Here is a 13,454-nt window from a genome sequence, read left to right on the forward strand (position 1 = left end):
CGCAATGTGAAAGTGTTTGATAACGGGGACTTTATCGAGGTGTCCCACCGGGGGCGTGACGGCAGCGTAGATATCGCGGAAGTCGTTAAGGCCTATCACGAAAATGGATTCACCGGTTATGTGCGTCCTGATCACGGGCGGCATTTGTGGGGAGAAGAGAAGAACTGCCGTCCGGGCTATGGCCTGTATGACCGGGCGCTGGGCGTCATGTATTTGCTGGGCGTTTGGGACAGCCTGGAAAATGCGAAGGAGACAAAATAATGCTTCGCTTATCCTTAAATCGTATTTCCGATGCCTCGGCATGGGCGGCTGCAGGCGTGGAGCTGCCTCAGTTTGATATCGCGCAAGTGGCGAAGAACACAGGTTCAAAGCCGGAATGGGTTCACTTCGGCGCAGGCAACATCTTCCGGGGTTTTGTGGCGAATGCCCACCAAAAACTGCTGGACAGCGGCAAAGCGGATACGGGGATTATCGCTGCGGAATCGTTTGATTTTGAGATGATCGACAAGGTCTACAAGCCATATGACAATTTGACGCTGCTGGTACTGATGAATGCCCGCGGCGATTTTCAGAAGAAAGTGGTCGCCAGCATTGTTGAGGCGATTACGGCGGACAAAAACCGGGAAGCGGATTACGGCCGCCTAATCGAGATCTTTGAGCATCCGAGTCTGCAAATGGCCAGTTTCACCATTACGGAAAAAGGCTATTCGCTGACCGGCCCGGACGGTCATTTCCTAGGCATCGTGGAGAAGGACATGGAAGCTGGTCCCGTGCAGCCGATTCACGTGATGAGCATTGTCGCCTCGCTGGCTTACCGCCGTTATTTGAAAGGCCGGTATCCGATGACTTTCGTCAGCATGGATAACTGCTCGCATAACGGTGACAAGCTGAAGCACGCCGTCTTGACGATTGCCAGGGAGTGGGCGAAGAGAGGGTTGGTCGAAGCGGGCTTCATCGACTATCTTGAAGATGAACGCAATATTTCGTTCCCGTTGTCCATGATCGACAAAATTACGCCGCGTCCGTCGGAAACGGTGCAGGCTGCGCTGTTGGAGCAGGGCATCGGTGAAATGGATGTGATCATTACCTCCAAGAACACCTATACCGCGCCTTTCGTGAATGCGGAAATCAGCGAATATCTGGTGATCGAGGACAAGTTCACCAACGGCCGGCCGCGGCTGGAAGAAGCGGGGATTATATTTACGGATAGAGACACCGTAAACAAAGTGGAGACGATGAAGGTTACGACCTGCTTGAATCCGCTCCACACCGCCCTCGCCGTATCCGGCTGTCTGCTTGGGTTTACGTTGATTGCGGATGAGATGAAAGACGATACGCTGCGCAGATTCGTGGAGACGATCGGTTACACCGAAGGGCTGCCGGTCGTAGTTGACCCCCGCATTTTGAATCCCAAGCAGTTCCTGGACGAAGTGCTGCAGGAGCGCTTCTCCAATCCGTTTATTCCCGATACGCCGCAGCGGATCGCGACCGATACCTCGCAGAAAGTGGGCATCCGCTTCGGTGAAACGATCAAATCGTACATTCGCCGGGAGGACCTTGACCCGGCCGAGTTAACGGCCATCCCGCTGGCGATTGCCGCTTGGTGCCGCTACTTGCTGGGAGTGGACGATGAAGGCAAGCCGTTCGCATTGAGCCCGGATCCGCTGCTGGAAGTGTTGCAAGGGCATCTGGCAGGGGTGAAGCTTGGCGATAAAACCTCAGGAGTTCGCGCTATTCTTGAGGACGAGAACATTTTCGGCGTTCCTTTGTACGCGATCGGACTTGGGGAGAAGATCGAGCGCATGTTTTATGAAATGCTGGAAGGTCCGGGGGCCGTGCGGAAAACGCTGGAGAAATACTTGAAATAGCGGTAAAGAGAGTTAACTGCGACCCTCTTGCGGGTAATTCAGATTGTCGAGAACCCCGACATCATCAGACGTTGGGGATTCTCTTTTTTATTTCCGCAATGAACGGATGATGAAACCCAATAGATGAGAATCGAATTAGACGAATTGAATAGATGGATCATCTGATTAATCCGAAAGTGAAATTGGCGATTCATTACATTGGCAATACGATGAATTTCATCAAGAAATCATTGTCGTGCCCAAACCAAAAAAGAAATAACATGCGTATCGTTGGACTAAATTTGAAGACTTTAGTAAAATAGCGTTGATCATTAAAGGTTAGTAAGGTACATATAGCGGGGAGGCCTGCTTTACGAAGAGCTCTTGATTTGCCGTTACGGCGATCAAGAGCTTTTCGCATTGGTTACTGGAGGACTTGTTGACAAAAATAAAAGACCGGAATAATATCTAATTAACTTAAACGTATAAGTGATAATCATTAAACGATTAAGTTGAATTAATATCAAATCGGAGGATGGTTACGAATGGGAGCGAAAATCATCACACTTTCCAAGGTTTATTCCAAGCTTTTGGACAATTCGCGGGATGTTTACGTCTATTTACCCCCTTCTTATGATGAAGAGGTGAATTGCCGGTACCCGGTGCTTTATGCGCAGGACGGAGGGCATATGTTCGCGTCGGACGCGATGGGGGATTCGTGGGAGATGCACCGAACAGCGGAACGGTTAAGCCGGGAAGGACGGATGAAAGAAGTGATTATCGTCGCCGTTTCGTCTATTTCGGATCAGCGGGCATCCGAATATTTTCACGAGCATTCAGATCTACGGGAAGCGTTCCACGCATCCTGCAAGGGGGAGCTGTACGAACGATTTCTCATCGAGGAACTGAAGCCGATGATTGACGGCAGGTTTCGCACTTTAGCGGATCGGGAGCATACCGCGCTAATCGGTTCGTCCGCGGGGGGACTTGTCTCGTATCATATCGCATTTCGCCGGCCGGACGTTTTCGGACAGGTGGCGATCCTGTCGCCTTTCCTGGTGCATACGGTGGTGAACGAGCAAGGTGGCGGTGCAAACAGCCTTGAACCGATTCGCGAACAAGAAATATATCGTTCCTATCCGGTTAAACCGCCGGCGATGCGAGTTTGGGTGGATATCGGCGGAGCGGAAGGCATGATCATGCCCCGTCACGTCCGGGTGTTTGCCGATGAACTGATTGAGGCCGGATTTAAGCCGGGTGATGATCTGATGTTTCTGCTCGACGAATCTGCTGGCCATTCCCAGGTGGATTGGGCTAGACGGCTGCATAGCCCGCTGCTATACCTGTTCGGCGAGACCGGTCGCCCCCGCAGTCTGCGGTTGGAAGCAAGGAAGCAAGTCGGGCTTCGAGGAACGGGGGTTAGGCTGCATCCGAAGGTTACGTATGACACAGGCTTCGAAATGAATCTGCTGTCGGCCGAATATACGGTGGACCATCCGGAAGTGTTGGAGGCTGGCTCTGACGGCCGGATAGTTCCACTAACCGAAGGAGCGGCCGAGGTGACAGTCAGATATAAGGGGCTAACCGGATCGGCGAGCTTCGAAGTCATCCCGGAGTTATCGGATCATGTGCGGGTTGAAATCAGCGTGACGGTTCCTCCGACTACCCCGGCGGATGCTCAAATCCATGCGGGGTTCGAAATTCCGAAAGTCCAGGAAGGGTTCTATCAGGGAAGCTTCCTGCTGCCCAGAGATCTGGCGTTTGATGTGAAGGTATCGCGGGGTTTTGGTTTTCATGAGCGAAGAGAAACGAGCCGACGATTCGACACATCCGAGCCGGTATGCTTGCATTTCATCGTGGAGGAGTGGGAGGATGACCCATCCGAAAATGCGGAATGAGCGAATATTGATAATCCCTTCATTTTACTCCGAGGTGCTGGGAAATCAGCGGGACATTCAAGTCTATTTGCCTCCCGAGTACGCTACAGAGCCGGATCAGCGGTTTCCCGTGCTGTACATGCACGATGGCCAGGGAATCTTTGCACCAACATTTGTTTGGCGTTGAGTCGAGATGGGCTCCAAGCAGGAATCGGCAGTGGCGGCCGCCTTCCGGGATATGGTATCATCCTACCAGAGCATTAGTGAATCTACGAGGTGTTGGATGTGAGAAAAACGACGATGAAGGACATCGCCCGCGAAGCGAAGGTTTCGGTGGCGACGGTCAGCTATGTCTTAAACCAAGTGGACAACCAGAAGATCACGGACGAGACGCGCTGCCGGGTGCTGGATACCGCCAAGAAGCTGGATTATATTCCGAGTTTGACGGCACGCTCGCTCGTCAGGGGGAAGTCGGGCATGTTGGCCCTGCTCTTCACCCGCAACGAACGGGACGGGGTATGGAAGAAGCTTTATTACGGCATGCTGGCCGAACGAATGGAGGCGCTTTGCAAGCGGGCAGGCTACCACCTACTCGTCCTTGGGGTGGACGCCGAGCGGCCAAGTCCGGATATCGAGATCGTACGGCAGCGGGAGGTGGACGGCGTGCTGCTGGCTGACGTGAAGAAGGAAGCGTTCCGGGACATCTCCATCCACTTCAGCATGGGGGTGCCGATCGTGCTGCTTAACATCTATATCGACGACCCGTTGTTTCACAAGGTCGTGATTGATTATCGTCAGGCGTTCGCGTTATGGAGAGAGCGATCAGCCGGCAGAGGCGGTCGGCGCTTTCTGGTCCTGGATACCGTCACGAACGAGGATACCATGAAGACGATCCTCGATGCGGCGCAACTTGAGCCCGAATCGGTCTTCGTGCTGACGGCCGGCAACGCGGACCGCTTGCCGGATTTTCTGGCGCGGCATCGGGGAGGCCGCGGCGCGGTACTGAACGAGTTCGTGGGGATGTTCGTGGCTAACGCTTCGCGAGATCTTGAGCTTGAGTTGACCGTCTTCTGTACGAGCGGCTGTGCGGAGCTGCTGCCTCCGGATGTCCGCACGCTGATATCGGCAGAGAACCGGGGACCGCTCGATCTTGCCTTCCAACTGATGCGTTTCTACATCGATGCGAAGGATAAGGATGATACGTTTGTGGGATCGGGTGATGCATACGGGGAGTACATTTCCATTCCGCTGCAGTGAGCGGTTTTCCGGGTCCGCGTTCAAGCCGTCTCCGCCAATCCGGTGGACGTGAAGGTGCGGGCGCCGAAGAACCGGACGGAAAGCAAGCCGAGAGTGCTCGGCTGGGACGTGGCCGGGCGGAAACAGCGAATATCATCTCGTTGACGAGCCGATCGTCGGTTTGAAGCCGGTCACGCTGGACTTTGCGCAGGCAGCGGCGCTACCGCTGACGTCCAACACCGCCTGGGAAGGCTTGTTCCTTCGTTTGGGCCTATCTTCCGGCCAAGGCGCTAATCCCGGGAAGACTCTTCTGATCATCGGGGCCGCCGGCGGCGTGGGCTCCATCGCGACCCAATTGGCCAAATACGCGGGGCTTACGGTCATCGGCACCGCGTCCCGGCCGGAATCGGCGGCATGGACGAAGGGGCTTGGCGCGGATATTGTCATCACCACTACGAAGACTTCGTTCCGCAATTGCATTCGCTGGGCTCCGCGAATGTGGATTACATCTTCTGCCTGAACAGCACCGAGAAGCGCTGGAAGCATGGCGGATGCGATCGCGCTGCAGGGAAAAATCTGCTCGATCGTAGAGACTGACGAACGGCTTGATTTGACGATGCTGAAGGTTAAAAGCGCCACCTTCGTGTGGGAGCTGATGATTACCCGTCCGATATTCGAAACGGCTGCATGAAAACGCCCGACAGGTATTTTCAACTGATCGTGCTTCCCCGAATCGCCGACCGGCCTGTGGCAGCGAGTTGTAAAACGGGAGGATGCCGGCCGCAGGGCCGTGCCATCCTCCCGCTTTTTATTCCCCTTGAAACGCTTGGCGCAATTCCGCCAGGTTGAACTTCTTCATCTTCAAAAACGCCTGGGTGACGCGGTTGCGCTGTTCCGGCGTGCCTTTGGCCATCATCTCGTCCAGAGCGGCGGGAGAGATTTGCCAAGAGACGCCGAATCGGTCTTTGAGCCAGCCGCACTGTTCGGCTTCGGGCACTGCGGAAAGCTTGTCCCAGTAGTAGTCAATGTCCTCCTGCGTCTCGCAATTGACTAAGAGGGACACCGCCTCGTTGAGGCCGAATTGGTGTTCGTGCGCGCTGTCCATGGCCGCAAACCAGGTGTTCTCCAGCATAAAATCGGTGAACATCACCGTTCCTTCCTTGTCCGGCTCAAGGCCGGGACCGTATCGGAGGAGAGAGCCAGGTTTGGCGTTGCGGAAGACCGATAGGTAGAACTCGCGGGCTTCTTCCGCTTTGCCGCAATTTTCGCCCACGAACATCAGAGAGGGGATGATCGTCGGCCGCGGCTCTCCGGCCGGGTTCGTCAGCATAAGCTGCCAAGAGACGCCGTACTTGTCCTGAATCCAGCCGTACCGTTCGCTGAACGGGTACTTATCGATCGGCATCAGTACGGTGCCGTTTTTGGACAGCTTGCTCCACACCTCATCGATCATTTCTTTTGCGTTCTCCTCCCGGGACGGGTCGAAATTGACGATAAACGAGATGGAAGGGTTGATCTTAAAATACGGCCCTGCGGAGATAGACATAAACGAGTGTCCCCAAACGGTAAACGAAACGAGATCGGGATCCCCCGAAGGCGTATCGCGCAACGTTACCGCGCTAGTGATCTGGGAATCCGGGAAGACGCTACAGTAGAACTCTGCGGCTTCTTTCGCCTCTTTGTCGAACCAGAGGTGCGGGATGATGGGATGGATCTGCGGACCGTTTTTGGCGTCACTCATATATTTTCCTCCAAACATATAGGGTGGCTATCATTTCTATTTTACCCTGAAAACCAACTTTGTGACTCGAAAATATTTTTAATTTGAAATCATTCAATTTTAAATAAGGATATGTGGAAGAGATTACGGCTTCCGCCGCCACTTTGTCAACCATGTCGGAAGAACTCCAGAGTTTGGTCGCCAGGTTTAAAGTCTGATTTCTCGTGTGAGTATAAAGTCAAAACAATTAACGAGCTCCCGAATCTCCTTCAGTGGAGAATTTGGGAGCTTTCTGCATCATGCCATTAAACCGTCAGTGTAATGTTTCAGCAGGAGCTTCAGGCCATTCTTAATTTTAAGCCTCAGTAAAAATTGGCGTCAATTTCTCTGTTCAAACTCTGCAGGAGGGTTGGTACGCTGTACGAAATTTCGTACAACCCGTCGCCAGAAGATCGCCCTGAAGGCGAATTATACGATAAATCGGACAAAATACCTTTTGTCTGGTGTATATGTAGACTTTTTGTATGAAGAATCATACAAATTCATTGAAATTGTCTCGTTTTTGTGTCTGTGCATACGATTTTTCGTACAAATCGGGAGAATAGCATTTTTAGACGAATGTACAAAAAGCCCCGAGCAAGCGGGGCGCCCAAGCAAAAATTAAAAATAACATTGATCATTAAGGGTCAACAAAATGTATCATGCGAAAAATTATATTTTCTTTTTAAAAAATTTTACGAAACTTTAATCCTCCCTTTACGATCGATGTATTGTTTGAACCGGTCTTAAATCATATCATTCTTTAGGTCAATCATTACTTTGTCAAGGAGGGAATTTAGGAGTGAAGAGCAGGATTGCGCTTACAAGTCGGGTTCTAGCAGTAATTATACTTATCACCTCGTTGTTCTCAACGGGGTATGTTCCGGTTCAGCCGGCAGTGGCGCAACCCGGTGACGTCAATGTATTCGCCGGAGCGGCTGCTGCGGCCACGGCTAACGGGGAAATTTCGCAGAACTATTCAGCGGCCAATGCTATTGACGGGGAAGATGCTGATAAGAAATGGTCCTACGAAGGGGATGCACAGTTACCTGAACAGAGCAACCCTTATTGGTTAGAGGTTGATGCGGGCAGCGAGGCAACGGTTCACAAGTTCGTGCTGTACCATGCCGGTGCAGCGGGGGAGCCAGAGCAGTATAATACCCGCGATTTTACGATTGAAGCCAGCTCTGATGAGCTTCATTGGAGCCATGTGGTCACGGTGACAGATAACACATACGGCGTGACAGAGCATGAACTGGATGCGCCGGTTACGGCCCGCTACTTTAAGTTGAATATTACGAACCCTGGTGAGATTAACGATAATGGTCATTATCAGGCGAGCATTTATGAGTTCGAGGCTTACGGAACGTTCGGGAATACCCCGGCAGATGCCATTCCGGTAACCGGTATTTCCCTGGATAAGTCAAGGCTGGAGCTTGAGGTTGGAGAATCGGAATCACTTCGGGCAACCATTGCACCAAGTAATGCGGATGAGCCGGGCTATTCCTGGTCCACGGCAGACCCTTCTGTCGCAGAGGTGAGTGTTGACGGCCTGGTTAAGGCAATATCACCAGGGACAACGGAACTTACGGTGATTACGGAAGATGGCGGGCACAGTGCATCTGCGGAAGTCGTGGTGACCATGCCGAAGACCGTAATGACTTTAGCGGCAGGGCAATTGATCGCACACAACAGTGAATGGACCTATCTAGATAATGGCTCGAATCAAGGAGCGGCCTGGACCGCTGTTAATTTTGACGACAGCCAATGGAAGTCGGCTCCGGGTTCCTTCGGATACGCCAGCAGCGGTAAGGAACAGCCGAACACGGCGGTTGATTATGGTTCGGACAGCAACAATAGATATATTACGACCTATTTCCGCAAGGAGCTTCAGATTGCCAATGCGGACGACATTAAGCAGCTCTCTGCCGTATTGATCCGTGACGATGGCGCAGTGGTCTATTTGAACGGTCAGGAGGTTTACCGTACGAATTTGCCGCAAGGAGCCATTACCTACACCACGCTTGCTCCGGATGCGGTAGGCGATGAGCGTGAGGAATTGTATTTCGATATTGACCCTTCCCTGCTGTTAGATGGAAAGAACGTCATTGCGGTGGAGGTTCATCAGCAGCGCGGAAGCAGTTCAGACTTGTATTTCTCCATGGAATTAAACAGTTCTGATATTGCCCCTCCTGTCATCGCGAAGAATCAAGGTTTACTGGGGCAATATTACACGAACACAGGCACGCCGTTTAATTTTGGCGAACACAAATCAACAATGATTGATCCGCAAATCCACTTCACGAATCTGGACCCGATTCTGCAGACCTGGGTCGGCCAACAGGACAATGCCAACATATCCTGGACCGGACAGATTACAGTGCCGGAAACGAATGACTATACCTTTTACATGATCGGTGACAACGGATTCCGCTTATGGATTGACAATCGGCTCGTGATCGATCACTGGGAAAATGATTGGGACGTAGAACAAAGCAGTCAGCCGATGAATTTGCAAAGCGGAGTAAAATATAGCTTCAAAGTGGACTATTTCGAAGATTTCGGCGGTTCGAACTTATACTTGCGCTGGTCCACTCCAACGATGGTGAAGGAGATTGTTCCGGCAACCGCGTTTTATTTGCCTGAAGAATATACCGGCCCTATTGCCGGCAGCTTGGCGGCGAACGGTCAGACCGTATCCTTGCAGCTCATGGAGGAGCTGGATGTACTTCCTTCCGGCCTCAAGGATCATCTAACGGCAAAAGTGGGCGATCAGGAGCTGAAGGTTGAAGAGGCTGCGCTGGCAAATGACCCTTCCATGCTCCAGCTGAAGCTCGAGAGCACTGTCAAGCCTAAAGAAATCGTAACTATCGCATATGATGGACAAGCCGAACTGAAGTTCAATAGCGGTAGAAGCATAAGTGAATTTACCTTTAGTCCGGTCAACCAGTCGGAAGCTGTGGACTACTCGCCAAAGGATATTGTTATGTCCCTGTATGGTGACGCGAAGACGACTCGTTCCTTTGCCTGGTATACCTCTTATGAGGCTCCGGATCATGCCCCGGGAAATATTCTGGACAGCATTGTCGAAGTCGTACCTGCTGATCAAGACTTTAACTCGGCAGCAGTACTCCGCTTTACCGGTGCGCCGGAAGATACGCTGGTCTTGAAGAACTTGAATCTGGGCAGCACAACAGGTACTTATATCAGCCATAAAGCAATAGCATCCGGCCTTGTCCCGGGAACGGCTTATAAATACCGGGTAGGCAGTGACGGAAATTGGAGCACGGACGGTCACTTTACGACCGAAGGCGAACACGAGACGGAGTTCGAATTTTTGTATATGACGGACTCCCAAGGCGCGAACACCGAGGATTACCGCGTCTGGGCCGAATCACTCCGAAACGCTCTGGACGATTATCCGGACGCGAGATTTCTGGTGATGCCCGGTGATTTGGTGGATGCCGGAGCGAATGAAAGCCAATGGAGCGATTATTTCGGACAACCGCAGGATATGTTGATGAATCTGCCGGTAATGGCAACGATCGGCAACCATGAAGGGCCGAATAACAACAATTTCTTCTATCATTTTAATTTGCCGGATGATTCGTATACAGATCCCAAGCCAAGAGGAACCGTATATTCCTTTGACTACGGTCCCGCGCATATTATGGTGCTGAATACAGGGGACATCCCTTGGGATGACGCACAGACCAATTCATTCAACAAGCAAATGGAGTGGCTTCGCAAAGAAGTGGCTCAAACAGATAAGAAGTGGAAGATCGTTGCTTTCCATAAAGCGATTTATTCGGTAGGCAATCATGCTAACGATACGGATATCAAGGAGCTGCGGCAGAAGCTATATCCTGTGCTGGATGAACTCGGGATCGATATGGTCCTTCAAGGACACGACCATGTCTTTATGAGATCCTATCAGATGTATAACAATCAGCCTGTAGCCAATGTGACTACCGATACGAACGGCCAAGTGATGAATCCGGACGGAACGCTATATATGATCAACAACTCGCCGGGACGAAAATATTATGGAATTAACGCGAACGCGGACAAGTCTTTTGCCGCCGTCTATCAACAGCCGTACAAACCGATCTATTCGGGGGTTCAAATTACGGAGGACAGCCTGACGATCCATACGTATATTTCCGGAGAGGATAATCCGTTTGACAGCTATACGATTGTGCAAAACAGCGCCAAACCCAATCCGGTAGAAGAGCTGTCGATCGATAAGACCGATACGGGAGGGGCGGTATTATCCTGGACACAGCCTGCTGATCATTCTGCGGATGATCTCATTCGCGGCTTCCGGGTCTATGAGACGAGCGGGAGACTGGGACCGAATTGGAGCGTTTATGTACCTGTTGTAGCGGGACAAATAGACTACCAGGTTGAAATTGAAAAGCTGGACTTCTCTGTAACCTATGAATTTGCAGTCAGAGCTGTGGACAAGCGAGACAATTCAGAGGTCCGGACGGCAGTTCTGCAAGGCGGTGCGCCGTCTGCGCCAACCCATCCTGTGGTGGATGATGCTCGCAACACCTTCGGCTGGAAGCTGGTACCGGGCTATGCTGAGCTTTCGGACTACGAATACAGCGTAGACAAAGGCATTACGTGGCGGACGGTGACGTCAAATCCGCAGCCGGTTGGTGATCATGACTATCCTGCCGGTGCAGTTCTGGTACGCGTGAAAGGAAATGCTGCGGCTGGAACAGAAGCAGGCTTGCCGCTGGCTTCGGATCTTCCATTTACAGTGAACGGGTTCAGAGATACGTTTGCGCTGACCGGAACGGTGAAGAGGGAGGATCAGCTCCAGGTGGATGTGGAGATCGAGCAGCTGGAGAATTACACGGGTCCTGTCTATGTAGTGTTTGAGCTATTGAACGGGAACGAGCCGATCTTGATCAACGCCATACCGCTGAACAACGGCAAGCTGAATGTTTCCCAGTATTTTAACGTCAGCGGGAATAAGTACAGCGTGAAGGTGTTCGTGTTCGACGAATTTGATAACAGCCTTGAAGTACCATTCCAACTGGCAAGACCGGTTGTGCTTCAATAACGGACTGAAGGGGAGGACAATACGGTGAGAAAATATTTGGCGGCGATGCTGGCATTGGTAATTATGCTTATGCCGGCTTCGGTCTTTGCCGCAGCTTCCTTTACACTGGATCTCAGTGTGAAGGAAGTGCAACGCGGCGGTCAACTTACGCTTTCTGGAGAAGTTGCGGATGAATCAGACGATGTTGTGGTCAAAATTGTAAGTCCGAATCAAACCATCTTATATATTGATGTGATCCCTGCAGCAAGCGGCGCTTACTCGCAGACAGTTACAATCCCTCAGACGGAAGACCTGGCTCCTGCAGGACAATATACAGTGGTTGCAGGAAACGGCGGCCTGACGGCGAGCGGAACGTTTACAATTCCGGCCAAGGGCTCCGGTACGAGCCCTACTCCGAGTCCTGCTCCGAGCCCGGCTCCAACAGCGCCTGCGAATAATAATAGCAGTCCTGTGATAGATTCCGATGAGATTCCGCCTGACGCAGGACAGGCTAATGGGGCAAAGCTTCAGCCTGAACTGGCCAAGGATGGCCGTTATCTCGTAGGTCGTGATGTGCTCGCAGAGGCTGCTCGCCAGGCCAATGGCTCCGTAACGATTGAGCTTCCCGCTGCGGCCTCGGAATCCGGGGCAGCGCTGGAATTTCCGGCCAAATCGCTGACGGAATTAAGCGATCAAGGAACGGACCTGATCATTGTGTCCGGCAATCGGACGGTGCGTTTTCCAGCGGGAGCATTATCGCTAGCCGCTGACTCGTCTGCCCGAATCCATATTGTAGTGCAAGCGGCTTGGAACAATGAAGCCAAGGCATGGGTAGAGCAATCGTTAAAAAATCAATCGGATTATGCAGCTACGGGTGTCGTGCTTTCTGTAGTCATTCAATTGATTTCCGGCGATAGCATTCAAGAAATTCATCAATTAGATAAACCCGCTGTAGTGACGATAGCTTTGACAAGTGAACAGGCACAGCTTATTTCTGCGGATCTGGCCGGTGTCTATTATGCGGACGGAGCATCTGTGGAATATGTGCCAGGTGTCTTGAAAAACGGTCAATTTACGTTCTCAGCGGATCATTTTTCCTACTACACGATCCTGCAATACAGCAAGACGTTTCTTGATTTGGTTGGCCATTGGGCGGAGGCTTCGGTCAAGTCGCTGGCTGCCAAACAGATTGTGAACGGGGTGGACAATAATCATTATGCGCCGGGACGCAGCATCACGCGCGCCGAATTTGTCGCCTTGATTATGCGGGCACTTGATCATTCTGGCAGCCAGCCAACGGGCCAAGCGGCCGCGGGAGGATTCACAGATGTGCCTGCTGGCCGCTATTACACCGAAAATGTAGCTGAAGCGGCTGCGCTTGGTATTATCACCGGATATGAAGGGAAATTCCGGCCTAACGACCAGATTACCCGCGAGGAGGCAGTCGTAGCACTGAATCGTGCAGCGGATTACTTCCATTTAACAGCCTCCGGGCAAGGACAGCCTGCTTTTACAGATGCCGGAAGCATCTCGGATTGGGCTAAGGAAGCGGTTGAGACGGCATGGAGCCATGGCTTGATTCAAGGCGACGGGAAGAAGTTCAATCCGGGCCAAGCTGTGACTCGGGCAGAAGTAGCTGTCATGGTGGAGCGGCTATTGAAGAGCAGTTCTCTGTGAGAGGC

The 13,454-nt window shown here is 52.0% G+C and carries 8 protein-coding genes and 1 pseudogene; 8 read left to right on the forward strand and 1 reads right to left on the reverse strand.

Annotated features, from left to right (window positions below):
- The 6 genes and pseudogenes from TX85_RS27280 to TX85_RS26230 form a co-directional block, all read left to right on the forward strand.
- Positions 1-261: mannonate dehydratase (locus TX85_RS27280; RefSeq protein WP_233500606.1), on the forward strand; the 261-nt coding region annotated here is incomplete at its 5' end.
- Complete coding sequence (locus TX85_RS04600) at positions 261-1,868, forward strand: mannitol dehydrogenase family protein (protein ID WP_044477937.1); 1,608 nt, start codon at positions 261-263, stop codon at positions 1,866-1,868. The genes TX85_RS27280 and TX85_RS04600, both read left to right, overlap by 1 nt.
- 524 nt (positions 1,869-2,392) lie before the next feature.
- Positions 2,393-3,745 carry an alpha/beta hydrolase gene (locus TX85_RS04605; protein WP_044477938.1) on the forward strand — a complete coding sequence of 451 codons (1,353 nt, stop codon included), beginning with the start codon at positions 2,393-2,395 and terminating at the stop codon, positions 3,743-3,745.
- Between the two features lie 34 nt (positions 3,746-3,779).
- A complete protein-coding gene (locus TX85_RS04610; protein WP_233500607.1) occupies positions 3,780-3,911 on the forward strand; it encodes an alpha/beta hydrolase-fold protein in 132 nt (43 codons plus the stop codon).
- 113 nt (positions 3,912-4,024) lie between these two features.
- Positions 4,025-4,981 (forward strand): LacI family DNA-binding transcriptional regulator, encoded by a 957-nt coding sequence (locus tag TX85_RS04615; RefSeq protein ID WP_262362643.1) that lies wholly within the window; start codon positions 4,025-4,027, stop codon positions 4,979-4,981.
- A 12-nt stretch (positions 4,982-4,993) separates the two neighbouring features.
- Positions 4,994-5,642 (forward strand): annotated as a pseudogene (locus TX85_RS26230) (zinc-binding dehydrogenase); the annotation flags it as partial.
- A 126-nt stretch (positions 5,643-5,768) separates the two neighbouring features.
- Here the strand turns inward: TX85_RS26230 and TX85_RS04625 are convergent.
- Positions 5,769-6,701, reverse strand: a complete 933-nt coding sequence (locus tag TX85_RS04625) for a VOC family protein (protein ID WP_044477941.1) — start codon at positions 6,699-6,701, stop codon at positions 5,769-5,771.
- Between the two features lie 820 nt (positions 6,702-7,521).
- Between TX85_RS04625 and TX85_RS04630 the strand changes: the two genes are divergently transcribed.
- Positions 7,522-11,793: a discoidin domain-containing protein gene (locus TX85_RS04630; protein ID WP_044477942.1), complete on the forward strand. Its 4,272-nt coding sequence runs from the start codon at positions 7,522-7,524 to the stop codon at positions 11,791-11,793.
- Between the two features lie 24 nt (positions 11,794-11,817).
- The gene (locus TX85_RS04635; protein ID WP_044477943.1) at positions 11,818-13,449 is read left to right on the forward strand and encodes an S-layer homology domain-containing protein; all 1,632 of its coding nucleotides are present in this window, start codon (positions 11,818-11,820) and stop codon (positions 13,447-13,449) included.
- Positions 13,450-13,454 lie beyond the last annotated feature (5 nt).

The sequence above is a fragment of the Paenibacillus antibioticophila genome (assembly GCF_000455265.1).
Lineage (GTDB): Bacteria > Bacillota > Bacilli > Paenibacillales > Paenibacillaceae > Fontibacillus > Fontibacillus antibioticophila.